Annotated in this window: 15 protein-coding genes; 5 read left to right on the top strand and 10 right to left on the bottom strand. The window is 58.5% G+C overall.

From position 1 onward, the window contains the following. Positions 1-16 precede the first annotated feature (16 nt). The 5 genes from hemB to hemE form a co-directional block, all read right to left on the bottom strand. On the bottom strand, positions 17-1,000 hold the full coding sequence (gene hemB, locus G5S47_RS07480; RefSeq protein ID WP_219585495.1) for a porphobilinogen synthase: 984 nt from the start codon (positions 998-1,000) through the stop codon (positions 17-19). Positions 1,001-1,006: 6 nt separating this feature from the next. Continuing rightward, on the bottom strand, positions 1,007-1,846 hold the full coding sequence (locus G5S47_RS07475; RefSeq protein WP_219585494.1) for a uroporphyrinogen-III synthase: 840 nt from the start codon (positions 1,844-1,846) through the stop codon (positions 1,007-1,009). Beyond that, entirely contained in the window at positions 1,843-2,859 is a 1,017-nt protein-coding gene (gene hemC, locus G5S47_RS07470) for a hydroxymethylbilane synthase (RefSeq protein ID WP_219585493.1), read from the bottom strand. Before hemC ends, G5S47_RS07475 begins: the two co-directional genes overlap by 4 nt. 202 nt (positions 2,860-3,061) lie before the next feature. Further along, a complete protein-coding gene (locus G5S47_RS07465) occupies positions 3,062-4,612 on the bottom strand; it encodes a protoporphyrinogen/coproporphyrinogen oxidase (protein ID WP_219585492.1) in 1,551 nt (516 codons plus the stop codon). After that, positions 4,609-5,718, bottom strand: coding sequence for a uroporphyrinogen decarboxylase (hemE, locus tag G5S47_RS07460; protein WP_219585491.1), 1,110 nt, complete (start codon positions 5,716-5,718; stop codon positions 4,609-4,611). Before hemE ends, G5S47_RS07465 begins: the two co-directional genes overlap by 4 nt. Positions 5,719-5,870: 152 nt before the next feature. Here hemE and G5S47_RS07455 point away from each other — a divergent pair, with 152 nt between their 5' ends. The 5 genes from G5S47_RS07455 (at position 5,871) to recR (ending at position 13,130) form a co-directional block, all read left to right on the top strand. Further along, entirely contained in the window at positions 5,871-7,070 is a 1,200-nt protein-coding gene (locus G5S47_RS07455; RefSeq protein ID WP_219585490.1) for a glutamyl-tRNA reductase, read from the top strand. After that, positions 7,015-8,319, top strand: a complete 1,305-nt coding sequence (locus G5S47_RS08575; protein WP_257878439.1) for a ferrochelatase — start codon at positions 7,015-7,017, stop codon at positions 8,317-8,319. Before G5S47_RS07455 ends, G5S47_RS08575 begins: the two co-directional genes overlap by 56 nt. A gap of 66 nt (positions 8,320-8,385) precedes the next feature. Next, positions 8,386-9,129 (top strand): hydrogen peroxide-dependent heme synthase, encoded by a 744-nt coding sequence (gene hemQ, locus G5S47_RS08570; RefSeq protein ID WP_257878438.1) that lies wholly within the window; start codon positions 8,386-8,388, stop codon positions 9,127-9,129. Between the two features lie 546 nt (positions 9,130-9,675). Beyond that, on the top strand, positions 9,676-12,531 hold the full coding sequence (locus tag G5S47_RS07445) for a DNA polymerase III subunit gamma and tau (RefSeq protein WP_219585489.1): 2,856 nt from the start codon (positions 9,676-9,678) through the stop codon (positions 12,529-12,531). Positions 12,532-12,533: 2 nt separating this feature from the next. Next, positions 12,534-13,130, top strand: coding sequence for a recombination mediator RecR (gene recR, locus G5S47_RS07440; RefSeq protein WP_006680398.1), 597 nt, complete (start codon positions 12,534-12,536; stop codon positions 13,128-13,130). A 61-nt stretch (positions 13,131-13,191) separates the two neighbouring features. Here the strand turns inward: recR and G5S47_RS07435 are convergent, their stop codons facing one another. The 5 genes from G5S47_RS07435 to ptsP all read right to left on the bottom strand — a co-directional run bounded on the left by G5S47_RS07435 (position 13,192) and on the right by ptsP (position 18,682). After that, entirely contained in the window at positions 13,192-13,569 is a 378-nt protein-coding gene (locus G5S47_RS07435) for a TM2 domain-containing protein (RefSeq protein ID WP_083856915.1), read from the bottom strand. 344 nt (positions 13,570-13,913) lie between these two features. Further along, entirely contained in the window at positions 13,914-14,714 is an 801-nt protein-coding gene (locus G5S47_RS07430) for an ABC transporter ATP-binding protein (protein WP_006680396.1), read from the bottom strand. After that, entirely contained in the window at positions 14,714-15,661 is a 948-nt protein-coding gene (locus tag G5S47_RS07425) for an ABC transporter permease (RefSeq protein WP_006680395.1), read from the bottom strand. Before G5S47_RS07425 ends, G5S47_RS07430 begins: the two co-directional genes overlap by 1 nt. 98 nt (positions 15,662-15,759) lie before the next feature. After that, a complete protein-coding gene (locus G5S47_RS07420; RefSeq protein ID WP_219585488.1) occupies positions 15,760-16,758 on the bottom strand; it encodes an ABC transporter substrate-binding protein in 999 nt (332 codons plus the stop codon). A 229-nt stretch (positions 16,759-16,987) separates the two neighbouring features. Then, the gene (ptsP, locus tag G5S47_RS07415; protein ID WP_006680393.1) at positions 16,988-18,682 is read right to left on the bottom strand and encodes a phosphoenolpyruvate--protein phosphotransferase; all 1,695 of its coding nucleotides are present in this window, start codon (positions 18,680-18,682) and stop codon (positions 16,988-16,990) included. Positions 18,683-18,742 lie beyond the last annotated feature (60 nt).

Here is an 18,742-nt window from a genome sequence, read left to right as displayed (position 1 = left end):
TGGGTGGTGCGTGGGTTTACTTTCGAAGGCGCTTGGCAACTTCAAGCGCCCAATAGGTGAGGACCATGTCAGCGCCTGCGCGCACGATCGCGGTGATGGATTCGTCGATGATGGCATCGCGGTTGATCCACCCGTTTGCGGCGGCTGCTTCTACCATGGCGTATTCGCCGGACACCTGATAGGCGGCGACTGGGACGCTCGATAGTGAAGTGACTTCAGCCAAAACATCAAGGTAGGCAAGCGCGGGCTTGACCATGACGATGTCAGCCCCTTCCTCGATGTCGAGTAGAACCTCGCGTACGCCTTCGCGCTTGTTCGCGGGATCCTGCTGGTAGGTGCGACGGTCGCCTTTCAGGGTCGAGTCGACGGCTTCGCGGAATGGGCCGTAGAACGCGGACGCGTACTTTGCCGAGTAGGCAAGGATGGCAACATCTGTGTGCCCATTATCGTCAAGCGCTTCGCGGATTGCGCGCACCTGGCCGTCCATCATCCCCGATGGGGACACCATGTGGGCGCCGGCTTCAGCCTGAGATAGAGCCATCTTGACGTACAGGTCTAAGGTTGGATCGTTGTCAACGCGGCCCTGTTCGTCGAGGACGCCGCAGTGCCCATGGTCAGTGAATTCGTCGAGGCAGGTGTCGGCACAGATGACGAGTGCGTCGCCCACTTCTTCGGCAATGGCAGTGATGCCACGGTTCAGAATCCCGTCTTCTGCCCACGCCTGCGAACCGGTCGGATCACGCACCTCGGGCACACCAAACAGGTCAATCCCGCCGATGCCAGCTTCGGCGCACTCGGCTGCGTAGCGACGCAACGAATCAATGTCGAACTGGAACTGGCCGGGCATTGAAGTGATCGGCACGGGAGAGTCGATGCCTTCGCGGACGAACACGGGTGCGATCAGTTGCTGGGCGCTCACTCGAGTTTCGCGGACGAGGCCACGCATCGCAGCGGACTGTCGAACTCGGCGGGGGCGGAAGAATGGAGTGGGAGAAGTCATGGAAAGTCAGATCCCTTTCTGTGGTGAATGACCAGCATGTGTTTCAAGAATGCGCTTGATACAGTCGGCAACCGCGTCAGGAGTGGGATGATCGGCGACAATGACCTGAGCTTCGGGAGCGATCTCTGCCATCGTTGTGGCGCTCGCCTGTCCCAACACAATGACGGGAATATGGGGGAATAAGTAGGGCGCAACGTCTTTCAAAGCTCGCGCTGATGAGGGGGCGGTGATGACCGTTGCGGCCACGTAGGTGGACGAGCACATTCTGGCAAGCTCGAGAGAATACCGTGGAGCGATCGTGACCGTTGTGTAGACCGGGTAATGACGGACAGGATAGCTGGCCTCGCTCAGTATCTGGCGAAGCTGAACCCTGGCGATTGCCGACTGTGGAAGTAGTACTTCACGAGTCTGGACACTGCGCTCGCGATCGAAAGCGACAACAGCGTTCGCCAAGTCCTCCCCGGACCCTTCGGACTGCAGATCAACGTCGATGCCGAGCGCTTTCAATGCTTTTGCTGTGGCGGGGCCAACCACGCCGATGCGCGCGCCTCGTTCGTGCACGCACTTCATATAATCGACAAAATTCTCGATGCGATGTGCGCATACGCGAATCGTGCGCGCTGAAGTAAACAGAATCCATCCGCACGAACCCGTTGACGCGTACGTCATGAGATCATCTGCGAAACGCTTGCACTCCTCGTCACTCACTGTGGTGCGAGTGAGTTCCAAAGATTCAGCGTGAACGTGCACGTTCGGAGTCGAGAGGGCTTCGATCGCCTGCCCAAACGGGTCGGGGCGCTCCTTAGAATGCGGGCGCGTGATGAAGACGTGTGCGTCAGTGCTCATTTCGTCTGATTCTTCGTGGCGTGTATGTCAGCGACTTCTTCGGCCCCCGCCCCAAGCAGGGTCTGCGCAAGCGCGCGTCCCAGTAAGATTGCGGCCTCGTGCGTCTTGGTGGAGATCGCGGACGTGGAATCGTGGACCTGGGGAATGGGGCACGAGGCCACACGTTCAAGCACCTGGCTGCCATCGGTCGCGATCACGCGTCCGTGCAGGGTCAATACTCCGTCGTCGATTGTGCCAAGCGCTCCAAGTGGTGCAGCGCATCCGGCACCCAATGCGTTCATGAGCGAGCGCTCTGCAGTTACGCCGATGTGTGTTGCCGGGTCATCCAACGACGCAACAAGAGCGATCAACGCGGGATCCCAGTCGGATCGCACTTCAATAGCCAGTGCCCCTTGGGCGGCGGCAGGAAGCATCTGATTGGTCGGAAGGTACTGTGCAATCGCCTCTGACATGCCTAAACGGTTGAGCCCTGCGGTTGCTAATATGACGGCGTCCAGATCTTCGTTGATGCGTGCGAGGCGCGTCGGAACATTGCCACGAATATCGACGATCTGAATGTCGGGGCGGGTAGCCAGAATCTGCGCACTACGCCTGGGAGAACCCGTGCCAACCTTTGCGCCTTCTGGAAGCTCTGCCAACGGCGCGCCACCTCGCGAACAGAGAGCGTCGCGAACATCCTCGCGCGGTGGCATCGCGACGAGGGTCAAACCGTCAATATCGTCGGTCGGCAGATCCTTACACGAATGCACGGCAATATCGCATTCGCCAGCAAGTAGAGATTCGCGCAGGCGGGCAACGAATACCCCGGCTCCCCCCAGCTTCGACAGAGGAGTTGGGTCAACGTCGCCGTGAGTCGTGATATGAACAAGCTCCACGCGGACGGGGGTGCCCGCATGTGTGCCAGCTTCCTCGATCGCGTCCGCCACCATCTGCGATTGGGTGAGGGCAAGCTTTGAAGCTCGCGTGCCCAGCTTGAGGACGGGGGTATCGGAAGCGGGGATGGGGGAGTTCATGGTCACCATTGCAGATTAGACGAGATGAGGGTAATTCGATAATTGATAGTGACAAAAGTCGGTTCTCTTCACGTAATTCTTCGGATTCAATTATTTTATGACAGAGTGAATTAAAAACTATCTGGAGAGTCGGAATTTATGTGACAGATATTCGGCAATAGGTAATGACGTAATTCGTGTTTCAGGATTAAATGAATTCTTTTCACCTGCCGAAAAGGAGTGAGCGCCTCTCACCCCGTACGCGCTGACGTGCATCTGCCACCACGCTGGCGATTCCGGAACCTGATACCCACGCCCCACAAATCAGCAAGCCGGGCAATGATTCCGCCTTCTGGCGCAGGGCACTGATTCGACGAGCCAAGTCGGGTGTCGCCTGCGCCAAAGTGCCATTCCAGTGAATCACCCTGTGATTGATCACGTTCTCGGCTCCAAGATCCGTACCGGTCAGCACGCTAGCGTCATGCAGAAGCTCGCCCAGTGATGGTGTTCGATCTTCATCCCCTGGTCGACCGTGAGACAGGCGAAGAAGATGAACGTGCTCCCCGTGAGCCTCGCGCAATTCGTCGGCAATCCATGCCCACTTCACATCCAGCTGAGAAAGTGCTTTCGCGCCTACAGGGCACTCGGCAACGCTAGAAATATCGGGCGAAACCAGCAATCCAGGACCAACCGGAGCGCTATCCAGCGCCTCTGCTCGAACAGTGAGGAAAGACCGCACAATCGGCGCGCCCGGCGCAAACGCACATTCTTGGGCTTCCGGGAACAAAGGGGTGAGCACACGCAGAGCGGCTGCGTGCGAACACGCCAGAATGACGCGACTGGCTGTGAGCAGACGTCCGACCGACGTTCGACGAGGTTCTGCGGAAGGAGCTCCAGCCGGGGTCGTATCGCGAATATCCACCTGCCATTGGACGGTGTTCGAGTCGCTGGCGCTGAGCGACGCGCAACAGATCGCTTCCGCGCCGCAACGCGTCGCAATCGCGGAACCCTTTGCCAGAATCTCAGCTGTAAGGGCGTCGATCAGAACCTGCATTCCACCCTCGATGCTGACATCGCCACGTGACCCGCTCGACTTTTCCAGTCGTGCGCCAACAGCCTTCGCAAGGCTCCCGTGATGGAGTAGGTCAGCGCGCATCCCGGGTAGTACGCGGTCGACATCCAGCTTCTCAGGATCCTGCGAGTGAATGCCAGCAACCAGCGGGCGGACCAAGCGATCAAGCACGACTCGCCCCATGCGGGCTTCAATAAACGAGGCCACGTCGGCGCATTCGGCGCCGACGTGGGGAGGTAAAGTCAGGTCTTCGCATGCGCGCATCGCCCCTTGATCCCCAAGAATTGCCCGGACTTCTGCCGATGCTGGGTCAGAAGGGATACCCATCATCGAGTCCGATGGGAACCGGTGAAGACCCCATGTGGTGTGGAGAGAATGAGGAACGGGCGGCAGGAAATAATGCGAGCGCCCTCCACTGGGTGCTGTGACTTTCAGCCCCAGCTCTTCAGCCATGGAGGTCATCGCGGTGCCTCGTGGAGCAAAACTCTCCGCGCCGATGTCGACGTGGGCACCACCCACCATCATTGACGCGACCTGCCCGCCCACATAGCCTCGCGACTCAACAAGCAGGGTCGTCTGGCCTGCTTTGACGGATTCCCAGGCGGAAACAAGTCCAGCAATTCCGCCACCGATCACGATCGTGTCCCAGTGATCGCGGGACAATTCGTTTGTCGATGAGATCGTGCGATTTCCGGCGTTCATAGCGAATGCACCAACTCGACCAGACGTGTCAGAACGCGTGGATCTGTGTCCTTTGGAACGCCGTGAGCAAGGTTGAAAATATGGGACGGTGCGGCCTTACCCTGACGAATAATCTGACGCACCTTTGCTTCAAGAATGTCGAATGGGGCGGTCAGGTAGGCGGGATCCAGATTGCCCTGCAGGGGAACAGTATTGTCAAAAAGCGCGGATGCAGAGTCCAAAGAAATGCGCTGGTCAACGCCGATGATATCGCCACCTGCATCATGCATCGCGGTCAGCAACTGCGGTGTGCCTGTGCCGAAATGGATCATCGGGGCGCGCGTTCCAGTTGTTGAACTCAGGGCGCGACCGGCAACCTCGATCGCACGCGCTGAATAGGGGGACACGTGGCGCCGATAATCGTCTTCGCCCAGCACGCCAACCCACGAATCGAACAGCTGAGTGGCTGATGCGCCAGCCGATACCTGCTCGGCGATAAACGCTCCGGTGACATCTGCGCACCACGTCATCAGCCGATCCCATGACTCCGGATCCGAATACATGAACGCTCGAGCTTCGCAATGGTCGCGAGAAGGTCGGCCGGCAACCAGGTAGCAGGCGAGGGTAAAAGGTGCGCCACCAAAACCGATCAGGGGAGTGGACCCAAGCTGGGCAACTGTCATGTGTACGGCTTGGCGGATCTGCTCAATTCCGGGCGCGATTGAAAGCGACGCTCCGCGCTCTGTCAGACGATTAACGTCATCCGCGCAACGAATCGGAGACGCGATGACAGGGCCAACGCCCCCCACTATCTCCACATCCACCCCCGCAAGTCGCAGGGGAACCATGATGTCCGAATAGAACACCGCTGCGTCAACCCCGTGGCGACGGACCGGCTGTAGTGTCGCCTCACTTGCCAATTCGGGAGTCAGGCACGCGTCCAACATTGATACCTGCGAGCGTGCGCGCAGCTCGCGGTACTCGGGCAAAGAACGTCCTGCCTGGCGCATAAACCAGACGGGGGTCGTGGCTGGTCGACGGCCTGACACTGCTTGCATGAACGAAGACTCGGCCACGGGTGACGTGGTGGCCTTCGTCGCCACGGGCGCGTTGTCCGAAAGGGTCACGGTTTTCCTTACATGGTGGGGGCAGATTCAACAATTTGTTTTTATGTCAAGGTGTCATTTATTTTATCTGTCAAATTGTCGTTAAATGATTTTCCAAAATGATTCACATAAATTGTGAATCATAGGTTTAATTATGGTTTGATTGCGACGAAATGGGAATTCATATTTTATCCGTCAGCCATTCCGACCAGGGCCTTGATGCCGTGGCCGAGGCTAGTCGCACCACCCCGTCGATTGTCGATGAATTCCTCAAAGTCGGAGTGATCGACGGTGCGGTCACGATATCGACCTGTAACCGCGTCGATATTGTTGTCGACTCCGCTGAATTCCCGGTGGCGCTGAGTGAACGACTCGACGCGGTGACATCGCGCTCTGGTCGCGACGCTGTCGCCTACCTGTTTCGCGTTGCCTCGGGCTTGGACTCCATGGTCATCGGAGAACGCGAAATTGTCGGTCAAGTCCGTCGCGCAGCTGAAGTGGCCACGCAACGGGGGACGATCACTCCCGCTCTTTCGCGCCTCTTCCAATCCTCGTCCGCGGTGTCACGCAAAGTAGCTGCGAAAACAAGTCTTGCTGGCCATGGACGCTCCATTGTTCACGTCGCCCTTGACCTAGCGGAGGAAATACGAGGCGACCTCGGCGACCAACGCGCCATCCTCTTTGGAACCGGGTCCTACGCGGGTGCAACTGTCAGTGCCCTGCGCGACCATGGCGTCCGCGAGATCGGAGTCCACTCAGCGTCGGGGCGCGCCGAAGCGTTTTGTGAAGGTCACGGTGCCCGCCCAATTGTCCCCGACACCATTGATGACGAGCTTGCCCACGTGGACCTCATTGTTTCGTGCAGAGGCAGTGGTCAGCCGGTCTTGACCGCAGATCAGATCCGCGCGGCCGTATCCACCCGAGGCGCCGACAGCCCACTGATCATTGTGGATCTTGCGTTGGTTCCCGATATTGAAATCGACGATTTCGAAGCAGACCAGGTGGTTCGCATCGGCTTGGACAACGTCTCTGATCGCCTGCCCGCGGTCCAACGTGAAGACATCGACATCGCCGAAGCCATCATCGCCGACGCTGTCACAACCTTCGTCAACGTCGCCCATGGGGCGGATGTTGACCGTGCGATTGTGAACCTCAGAAACGCAGTTGACGCGATCGTCGAAGAAGAATGTGCCACTCTTTCTCACCGTGATGAGGACGAGGCCGCGCGCACTGCTCGAGCCCTCCACCACTTGGCGGCGCGTTTGGTGAACGCGCCCTGCCGTACTGCCAGGGCAGCAGTAGCAGACGGAAATGCGCATGAATACCTCGAAGCGCTTGAACGAGTCCTTGGAATTGGAGCAGAAAATGTCTGATCTGACCGCACCCTACGATGCGCTTCTCGTGGTTTCCTACGGTGGCCCGAATGGCCCCGACGATGTGCTCCCTTTCATGCGTAACGCCACGAAAGGCAAGGGGATTCCGGACGAGCGCCTGCTGGAAGTCTCTGGTCACTACGGACGTTTCGGGGGAGTCAGTCCCATCAACGCCTGCAACGAGGCCTTGCTAGAAGCTCTGCGCGAGGAACTGCACTCACGAGGCGCGGACATCACTATTGGCCTCGGAAACCGAAACTGGCATCCCTTCATGTCGGAAACAATCGCGGAACTTGTCCAGGGTGGTGCCCGCAGAATCCTGATGATGCAGACCTCTGCCTACGCCTCCTACTCCGGATGCCGGCAGTACCGCGAAGATGTCGCGGACGCACTCGCCCTGCTCCCCGATGGCGGCAAGGACATGATCGTCGATAAGGTTCGCTCGTATCACGATTCCCCCGGCTTTCTTACCGCCCAGATCGACGTTGTCAGCGAATCAGTGAAGACGCTACTCGATCGAGGAACTGTGATTGACGATTTGCACCTCGTCTTCGTCACCCACTCCATCCCCACCCCGATGCAGGGCGGATCCGGTAATTCCGACAAGACCGGCTCAGACTACGCGGCTCAGCATCTCGCGCTCATGGAACTGATCGTCCCCGCAGTCGAAGAAAAGCTTGGACTCAAAGTAGGAACGCTGAAAACCGACTTGGCCTTCTGCTCGCGTTCGGGCAACCCGAACGCATCTTGGCTGGAACCCGACATCAATGATCGGCTCGAAGAACTCAAAGCCGAAGGCGTCAAAGCCGTCTCATGCGCACCCATCGGCTTTATTTCCGACCACATGGAAGTCGTCTTTGACCTCGACACCGAAGCCAAGCAAACCGCTACCGACCTGGAACTCGACTACGACCGCGCGCGCACCGTCGACACGCACCCCGCATTCATCGCATCCCTTGCCGACCTCATCCTTGAACGCGCAGCCCGCGCTCGCGGAGAAAACCCAGAACAACCCTCGACCCTTCCGCTGGGCGCGTGGCCGGACGAATGCGCAAGCCACTGCTGTCGCATGATCGAAGGTCTCGACACGGGAAAGACAGTCGTTGCAGGGCCAACCGCCGCGAAGAACGGCGAACTACCCACGCACACTCACCCGCGCGACGCACACCACCCGGCCGAACCCGCCCAGAAAAGTCACGCGAATAAGCGCGATGGGCGGCCTCGTCAATCGGAGAAAACTGCCCGTTGAACATTCGCGCCAACTGAAACAAACAAGCAAATAGCTTCACACAAAGCTCACATCAAAGGAGAACCAATGAGCCAGACCGGAAAGACCTACTCGCACAAGGATCCGCGCGACGTCACCGACGTCGATATCGACGCCATCAACAACGGCTTCCACTACGGCCTGACCTCGGTCTTCGCGACCGGTGCACCGCTACCGACTGATGAAGTAGAACGCAAGGTCCTGGTTGAGGAAACCCTGGCAGCCATCACCCCCGAGGGCGTGGAACTGCGTGGCACTTACGACCTTGCTGGCCTGCGCGCCGACGCTGACCTGCTGGTGTGGTGGCTCGCCGACGATCCGCTCGCGTTGCAGAAGGCCTACCGCGGTCTGCTCGCGTCGCCCCTGGGCGCCTACTTGATTCCCGTCTGGTCCGTCATGGGTCAGCACACTCCCGCAGAATTCAACACTCGCCACGTGCCCGCATGCTTCGCAGGCGTCGCACCGCGCGACTGGATCACCGTCTACCCGTTCGTCCGCTCTTACGACTGGTACCTGATGGAGCCCGAAGAGCGTAGCGCCATCATGGCCGAGCACGGCAAGAATGGCTTCAGCCAGTACCCGGATGTCAAGGGTTCGACCCTGTCCGCATTCGGTATGTCCGACTACGAGTGGATTCTCGCATTCGAGGCTGACACGCTCGATCGCCTGGAGGGCGTGCTTCACGCTCAGCGCTACACCCGGGCTCGCCTGCACGTGCGCGAGGATCGTCCGTTCTACACCGGTCACCGCGTCTCGCTTGGCGAATGGGCTGACGTTCAGCCACAGGCGTGATACTCGCGATGGGGTGAAGCCCCTGACTACATAAACTGACTACATAATCTTTCGGGCTCGTGCCACTACCGTGGTGCGAGCCCGATTGTTGTGACACGCGCGGCCAGGATTCGACGAGTTGGCGAGCTAGGGACTGGCGAACACACTCTGAAGGCGTGGAGCAGAGCTGTTTGGCTCGAATCTCGGCAAGCTTCCATAGTGCGTCGGGAACGTGAATCGTCCGAGGGGTCATTGCTTGGGTTGTGTATTCCCATGCCCGTGGAACCCTCGGTTCGAGGGAGCTGTGAGGGAATCCAGAGTCAATTTCGTCTTTCCAGCGTTCGATGTCTCCGTCGTGCGGTTGCGTTTATGGGCTAGTGGCGAGTCGGAAAAGCGAAGGGGGAGCACCGAAATCTGATTATTCTCACGTTCGTTGAATAAACGGGATCTGAACACCGACTTTTCCTTGCTATTGAGGCGATAATGACGGTGAATATGGGGGAGTGGTTCTTCCCATTTTTCTGCCATGCAAACGCATTTCTACATGGGTACACGTAGGGTTGGACTGTGACCACAGCTCTGTATCGTCGTTATCGTCCAGACACATTCGCTTCCGTCATCGGTCAAGACCATGTGACGGGGCCACTTCGTGCTGCTCTGCGTGCAAACAAAGTGACCCACGCATACCTGTTCTCGGGTCCGCGCGGGTGTGGAAAGACCACGTCAGCGCGTATTCTGGCCCGCTGTCTGAACTGTGAGCAAGGACCGACTGATACTCCGTGTGGAACCTGCCCGTCGTGCGTGGAACTGGCCACCGGTGGTTCGGGGTCGCTCGACGTTGTCGAAATCGACGCAGCCAGCCACGGTGGCGTTGATGATGCGCGTGACCTGCGTGAGCGCGCCACCTTCGCGCCCGTGCGTGATCGCTACAAGATCTTCATCATTGACGAAGCCCACATGGTCACAAATCAGGGCTTTAACGCGCTGCTGAAGCTGGTGGAAGAACCCCCAGAGCACGTGAAGTTTGTCTTCGCAACGACAGAACCAGAGCGCGTGATCGGAACGATTCGTTCTCGTACCCATCACTACCCGTTCCGTCTGGTTCCGCCAGATGTGTTGGAACCCTACCTGCAGCAGTTGGCGGACGAAGAACACGTCAACATTGGCTCCGGTGTTCTGCCACTGGTCATGCGCGCCGGTGGCGGTTCAGTGCGTGACACTCTTTCCGTTCTTGATCAGTTGATGGCAGGCTCCATCGACTCGGCTGTCACGTATGAAACCGCTGTTTCGCTGCTGGGATACACGGACTCTGCTCTTCTTGACGAGATCGTTGATGGCCTCGCTGGTGGCGACGGTGCGGCGGCTTACCGCGTTATTGAACGCATGGTGGATTCTGGTCATGATCCGCGTCGCTTCGTTGAAGACTTCCTTCAAACACTGCGTGACCTGCTGATTATCGCGGTCGCAGGTGACGGCGCAGGCGATGTCCTGACATCCATCCCTGCTGAGCGCCTCGATCGTATGCGCCATCAGGCAGTGAATTGGGGTCCGCGTCCGCTGTCTCGCGCAGCTGATCTGACCGATGAGGCACTTCGTTCCATGACCGGTGCAACATCACCGCGCCTCCAGCTTGAGCTTCTTATTGGGCGCATTCTTGTGCCGACACCTTCTGGCCAGGCCGTTGTAGATATGCCACTTCCCGGCACGGTTGGCATGCCCGGTGGGGGTGCTCCAAGGGAACATCACGGTGCTGATTATGCTGGAAATAAGCCGATTGGTGCCGCCCCTTCAGCTTCTGGCCCCCAGGCGGCTCGCGCTGCGTTGGCGCAGACAGCCCAACGCGCTTCGCGCCCTGATTCGAACCGGCAGAACCAGCCGGCGGATCTGACACCACGTGCCCAAGCTCCTTCGTCTCCACATCGTGATGGGGAATCGGTTCCCGATGCTCCTACCTCAATGCCTCAGCAGGGGTCCTCGTGGCCCGATGTGGCTGTGACCCCTTCATCCTCGTGGGATGACTCGTCGGTCGCCCAGTCCCAGAACAGTGCTCCCGCTGTTGAGCCTGAAGAGCCCGCGCCTGCGCCAAAGGCGGAGCCCCGTTCGGTGGACGCGGCCTCGTCAACTGAAGCACCAGCTCGCCAGACACCACGTCAGAACGGCGGGAAGCAGGCGGACATCGTTCGAGCTCGATGGAATGAAGTGCTTGACCGTCTGGCCTCGATGAGCCGCGTCGCATGGTCGCTGATCAACACGAACGCGCAGTTGGGTGCGATCGATGGGTCGAACCTTGTGCTGGTGTTCCCCTCCGAAGGAATCATGGCGAACTTTGAACGCGGTGGCAGGCATCAGATCGTCTCCGACGCGATCTACGAGGTCACTGGTCTGCGCTATGAACTCAGCGCACAGGTGGGACAAGCATCGGGAGGGCCGGCAGTAACGGCACCTTCGGCACCTGCATCACACCATGCATATTCCGATCCGGCTCACGCCGATCACTCCTATTCAGGTCAGACACCGAACATCCCACTCAACAACAACGCGAACCGAGATGGACGGCCCGATGCTGGATGGGTTTCGGAGCCGCCCCCTTTTGAGCACCGCGTTGTCCAGGCTCCTGACGTCGGTTCACAGGCCCTGGGTGATCCAGCGCCACGTGTTGCCCCCGATTCAGCCCCACACGTCGGCTCTGATCCGGTAGCGTCGGATGACCCGTGGGGTGAAGTAGTTATTCGCACTCCGCACGAAGACGTTGAAGAGCCAGCCCAAGCGTGTGAACCTGAACCGCAGGACGGTCTGAGCGAATCACAACAGGTGCACAACGGCCCGCAACCTCGCCGTGATGACGCTTGGTCAGCTGGGGCTGACTCTGCTTCAACGTGCGTGGATGCGGATCCCGCTTGGCCGCTTGCGGATTCCAGCCCGGGTTTTAAGGTTCACTCGGATTCGTCGGGAGTATCCGATGATCGCCCCTCCGATAGCCACGGCGACGAGCAGGCAGATTCTGAGTCTTTAGCTCAGGCAGAACCGGTGCCTACCGGGGGGCCGGTACGCCGTGCCATGAGCGTCTTCACCTACGACGATTTTGACCCGCAAAATACGAGCGATAATCAGCAGACAACGCCCGGTGGCTGGGCGGATGCTCCCGTTGCTCAGACGAACTCGGTGAGCTTTGAAGACTCAGATGATACGGCTCAATCTGCAGGTGATGCCTGGGCTAACGGTGACAACAGCGCTGGTAGCGATGCCCATAATGATGGGCCTATCGATGACGATCAGGATTCCGCTCCGCTCGACATGGGTGAAGACCTGCCCTCAATGGATGACGAAGATATTGAAACCACAACCATGGTTGGCCTCCCCGTTGTCCTCGACGTCCTCGGTGGCAAGATCATTGAAACAATCCCGAACGGAAGTGAACGTTGACCATGTACGAAGGTGCTCTTCAAGATTTGATTGATGAGTTCGGTCAGCTTCCCGGAATCGGACCGAAGTCTGCACAACGCATGGCCATGCACATATTGGATGCGGAACCAGATGACGTTGCTCGACTCGTCGATGCTATTCAGGCGGTGCGGAAAAAGGTTCACCACTGCTCGGTGTGCGCGAACCTGACAGAAGAAGAAACCTGTTCTATCTGCAGAGACGTCCGGCGTGACCCCACAATGATCTGCGTCGTCGAAGAACCGAAAGACATCCAAGCGATCGAAGCGTCACGGGTATTCCGCGGACGCTACCACGTGCTCGGCGGGGTCATCGACCCGATCCGTGGCATCGGCCCCGAGCAACTCCGCATCCGTCAACTGTTGTCGCGTCTTGAAGACGATCAGATTACCGAGGTCATTATCGCGACCAACCCGAATGTCGAAGGCGACGCAACCGCTGCGTTCATCGTCAGAATGTTGAAGAGCATCGGCGTTTCAACATCGCGTCTTGCCATGGGCTTGCCAATGGGTGGCGACCTTGAATACGCCGACTCGAAGACTCTGGGTCGGGCCCTTGAAGGACGAACCGCCCTGGGTTGACAGTGCCATCCCAGAGCGGTGCGGTGTGTTCGGACTGCAAGTCCGACACAGACGAAGAAACTTAGTCGGTGAGCTCAATGCCGTTGCCGTCGCGGTGCCACTCGCTACCCGGAGCGGACACCAGAATGAGGATGCCTTCAATGAAGCCCCACAGCGAAGCAACACCGAAGGTGAAGATCGTCAGAACCAGCTGAATGACAGCGCGGGTGGTGCGACCAAGGTAAAAGTTGTGGATGCCAAAACCTCCAAGGAAGATGCCCAGGATACCGGCGATAATCTTCGACTTCTGCTGGTAGCCCGCCGGGCCGGAGGGTGCGAATGTAGGCTGGCCGTAAGGCTGTCCCTGCTGGGCGTAAGCTTGCTCTTGGTTGGTGTACTGCGGGTCTGATTGGCCGTTGAACTGCGGAGTCGGCGTTGTCATCGTATGAACTCGTTTCATTGTGAGAACGTTTACGCCACTAAGGTACTGAATACTTACTACGGACACAAGGAAATGTCACGACCTAGACCATGTGTGCAGTGAATGATCACAGGGAACCCACAGCAGGCGAGCGGGACAGATAGTGAGCTAGCGAAACAATCTGGGCATGAGTCCAGCATCTGAATCGTCATGTGTTCGCTCTGATGGCACGCTCGCTCGCATCCTTGGCGTGGATGAAGAGTCTTCGCTTGCCGTCTGCCGTTGTCGCCTAGTGGTTTAACCGTGAAAAGCAGTGTTGGGGGAGTACATCATTGACGTGCTCCCCCAACACTGTTGGTAACGCTTCAGTGCGTCACCGGGTGCTAGGCCAAGAGAGTGCGGTCAGAGAGTCCCTCTCCATCTTTGCCTCGCAGCTTATCGAACTCCGCAAGAAGGGAATCGACAGTTGCATTCTTCTTTTCTTCACCCGCCAACTCGAACATGATGCGACCTTCGTGCATCATGATCAGGCGGTTGCCCATGGAGAGTGCCTGCTCCATGTTGTGCGTGACCATCAGCGTCGTCAGATTCTTCGACGCGACAGCATCTCGGGTCAGCTCGGTAATCAGAGCAGCACGCTTCGGGTCAAGAGCGGCGGTGTGTTCATCAAGAAGCAGGACGCGCGGGTTAGAGAAGGTCGCCATCGTCAGTGACAGAGCCTGACGTTGGCCACCGGACAGCAGACCAACCTTGGCAGTCAGACGATTCTCGAGGCCCTGTTCGAGAGGTGCCAGAATGTCTCGGAATATGGCGCGCTTCTTCGCTGTCAGAGCAGGCCCCAGGGTTCGGCGGTTGCCTCGTGACCATGCGAGCGCAAGATTCTCTTCGATCGAAAGGTGGGGCGCGGTGCCAGCCATCGGATCCTGGAAGACACGCGAAACGTAGCGCGCAACCGCATAATCCGGAAGCTTCGTGATGTCCGTATCATCGATTGTCACGCGTCCCACGTCAGCCTGGTAACGGCCAGAAATAACATTCAGCAGTGTCGACTTGCCGGCGCCGTTTGAGCCGATGATCGTGACGAAGTCACCCTCGTCAAGGTGGAGTGAAATATCGCGAAGCGCCACGCGCTCGTTGACGGTACCGCGGAAGAATGTCTTAGTGACGGCTTCGATATCAAGCATCAGAGCACCACCTTTTCGTTGTCGCGCTCTTCAGGCGTGTGCGTAATGTCAGGCTCGGGAACCAGTGTGTGGGCGCGACGGCGCTCGCGGATCTTCGAGAAGAAACCGACGCGAGGAATCATCAGGGCGAGGAACACGATGATTGCGCTGATCAGCTTCATGTCATTCGCTTCAAGGAACTCGATGCCGAGGGCAAGCTGGATGATGACGCGGTAGACGATCGAGCCGATCACGACGAACAGCGAGGTCATCCACATGCCACGCGACCCGATCAGTGCGGTACCGATAATGACCGATGCCAGGCCGGCAACAATCAAACCGATGCCCATCGAAATGTCGGCGTAGCCCTGGTACTGAGCGACAAGAGCGCCAGAGGCGGCAACGAGGCCATTTGAAAGGGCAAGGCCGATAATCTTCATCGTTCCTGTGGGAACACCCTGGGCGCGAGCCATACCTTCGTTGTCACCGGTCGAGCGCATGCCAAGACCGATCTGGGTGGACAAGAACCAGTTGAAGGCGGTGGTGACGACGCCGATCAAGACGGCGAAGATAACGACGGATGCCCACGAGCCGTTCAGGCCCGCCTCGCGCAGGGGAGTGAGGACAGTTTCTACACCACGAAGAAGCGGAACATTTGCTTTGCCGAGAATACGCAGATTGATCGAGTACAGGCCGATCTGCGTCAAAATTCCGGCAAGCAGGGGGTGGATGCCTGCTTTGACGTGAAGGAAACCGGTAATTGAGCCCGCAATACAACCGGCAAAGAAGCCGGCGATCGAGGCAAGCCACGGGTTCTGGCCGGCGGTGATCATGATTGCTGCAACCGCTGCGCCCGTTGTAAAGGATGAGTCGACGGTGAGGTCAGCGATATCGAGTACTCGGAATGTCAGGTACACGCCGAGTGCCATGAGGCCGTAGATCAGGCCAAGGTCGAGAGCTGTAAGCACTGGTTTTCCTTTTCAGGGTTTGTTTTCACGCGCAGGTGCTCAGGAACATTGGTTGTTCACTGAGCACCTGTGCGTGGGTTGCGCGTCAGCGCGTTGAGTTATTCTCCGACCAGGACGGCAGTGTCCTTGAGAGCATCCGGAAGAGTCAAACCGATTGCTTCAAGTGTCGTCTTATTGACGGTCAGTTTGTATTCGGTCTGGGATTCGACAGGCATGGTGGCAGGATCGGCGCCTTCGGTGAGGATCTTGATTGCCATCTGGCCGGTCTGGTAGCCGAGTGCGTTGTAGTCGATGCCGTATGTGGCAAGCGCACCCTTAGCAACGGAATCAGCTTCGCCTGCGATCAACGGAATTTTTGCGTCTTCAGCTGCCTGGACGACAGAAGCGAATGCAGAGACGACGGTGTTATCGGTCGGGACGTAGATAGCGTCGACCGTGCCTGCCAGATCCTGGGCTGCCTGCTGAACTTCGGCGGAGTTCGTGATGGTCGTTTCCTTCACGGAAAGGCCTTCGGATTCGGCTACCGTCTTGGCAAGCTTCACCTGGACTTCGGAGTTCACTTCACCGGACGAGTAGATGATGCCGATGCTCTTCGCCCCGGGTGTGAACTGCTTGACCAGCTTGATCTGCTCTTCGACCGGGTTCATGTCGGTGGTGCCCGTTAGGTTCGAGCCAGGGGCGTCGAGCGAGTCTACGAGCTGAGCAGAAACCGGGTCGGTGACGGATGTGAACAGGACGGGAGTGTCAACGATGGATTGCGCAATTGCCTGAGCTGAAGGAGTTGCGATAGCCAGGATCAGGTCGTGATCTGCTTCTGCGAACTTCGCTGCGATCGAAGTTGCGGTTGCCTGATCACCCTGGGCGTTCTGTTCGTCGAACTTCACGTTCAAGCCAGCGTCGGTAAACGCCTGCTTAAAGCCTTCACGTGCCGCATCGAGCGAGGTGTGAGTGGTGATCTGGCTGATGCCGATTGAGTATTCCTCAGACGCGCCGGCTGCTCCCGATTCGGATTTGGTCGATGCTGAGCCGGAGCATCCAGCAAGGACAAGGGCGAGCGCTGCGCCAGTGACGGCACTGATCTGCGCGGTGCGTTTCATGGTGAACTCCACGTGTTGACGTTTACGGTTGGAGGGCCAGCCGGGCTGACCTTCTTCCATGACGCTAACGAGTGAAGTGGTTTCAGGGAGTGGGTGTTCAGTGGGTGAACATAGAGCGGTCGAAAATATCTCAGAATATGAAACCGGCTGCTCTGTTTTCAGCATGCTGATTCTTAGTCGAAACAAAAACGGCTAAAAATCAGGCAAAAACGGTGCTCAATGAAAGAACTCACTCAATTCCAAGAGCTTGGCGCGCGCGATAGCGCCCATCGCCACCATCGAAGGCGCCGACAAGCGCATCGGCGGCTGCGCGACACTGCTCAAGAGAAACCTGACCAAGCTGGGCGCCCACACCGGAAATCGCACTTGATGCCATCGACAGCGATGTCACACCCATGCCCACAAGCACGCACGCAAGAAGCGGATCGGCGGCTGCTTCACCACACACGCCAACGGGCTTGCCCAACCGCAGGCCAGCTTTGACGACCTTACGGATCAGCGCAAGCGGTGCGGGCTGCCACGGATCGGAGTACTCCGCCAGGTTTGCTGACAGACGGTCAGCGGCCATCGTGTACTGGGTCAAGTCATTCGTACCGATAGAAACAAAGTCCACGTACTCCATGATCTGGTCGATCAGGATCGCGGTCGCGGGAACCTCGACCATCACGCCAGCCTTCAAAGACACGCCAAAAACGTCGTTGCGTTCATTAATCAACCCGGCAAACCAGCGTGCTTCAGCGGCAGTAGCGATCATCGGTGCCATCACCCACACGTCGGTGTCGGGGGCAGTCATGGCTGCGACGGCAATCGCGTCCAGCTGATTAGCCAGAACATTCGGGTGAATGCCGTTAATCCGGATACCGCGAACACCCAGCGCAGGGTTCGGCTCATCACGTAGCGTCGCGTAGGCAACGGGCTTGTCAGATCCTGCATCCAGAGTGCGAACCACAACCTTCGAGCCGCTCCATGCCAGCAGTGCCTGAGAATAGGAGCGCGCTTGCTCTTCGACGCTGGGCTCAGTCGGATGGTCAAGGAATGCCAATTCTGTGCGCATCAAACCGACGCCCTCAGCGAAGCCGGACTCGTGAGCCGAAGTAGCGCTGGGCCCGTCCTGAACGTTCGCCAACAGTTGGACATGCACCCCATCCGAGGTCTGCGCGGGACCCGTCCATGAACGAATCAGTTCCAGTCGCGCTGCATCAGCCCGGACCTTTTCGAGTGCCACGGCCTCGTCGATTCCGGTTGTGATCGCACCCGTCCCACCGTCGACCAAGACGGGCACCTCCGAAGCGATCTGGTCCACCTGGCGTGCTGCCACGATGCACGGAATCGCCAGCTGACGCGAAATGATCGACGTGTGCGAGGTCGGACCACCTAACTGAGTCACGATCGCGACGCACACATTCGTGTCCAAGCTTGCGGTGTCAGCGGGCGACAGATCATCCGCCAACAGGACAAACGGGCAATCGCAGTCCGGAATACCCGGTTCAGGCACGCCCTGAAGGTGCGCGATCACGCGGTCACGAACGTCGCGCAAGTCGGTCGTGCGCTCCGCCATCACACCGCCGGCAGTCTCGAACATGACGACGAACCGCTCGGTCGCCTTCATCACCGCCTGAATCGCGGGGATGCCGTCGCGGATGCGCTTCGACACGTCCTTCGTCCACGCGCGGTCAGTGGCCAGCGACGAGGTCACGATCAGAACGTCAGCCGCTTGTCCGGTGGTTTTCGAAGCACGATTCATGAGCGAGTCAGCCACGGCATTTGCACAATCAAGGAAGCGACTTACTTCGGCTTCGCGGACATCCTCCGGCAAAGCAGGAGCCGACTCAGGCGGAAGTTCAGGCCTGCGCACCCAGAGTGCCGGGGCGTAGGCAACACCTTGAACAACAGGAGTTCCATAGATTGTGATCGGGTCAGCCATGCGAGCCTCCTTGCTCAACGGGTCACGTGCTGTGACCAGCATAAAAGCTGACTTGGACTC

The sequence above is a fragment of the Schaalia turicensis genome (genome assembly GCF_019380255.1).
In the GTDB taxonomy this organism is placed as follows: domain Bacteria; phylum Actinomycetota; class Actinomycetes; order Actinomycetales; family Actinomycetaceae; genus Pauljensenia; species Pauljensenia turicensis_A.
Note: the sequence above shows the minus strand (reverse complement) of the source record. Positions and strands in the feature narration are given on the sequence as shown.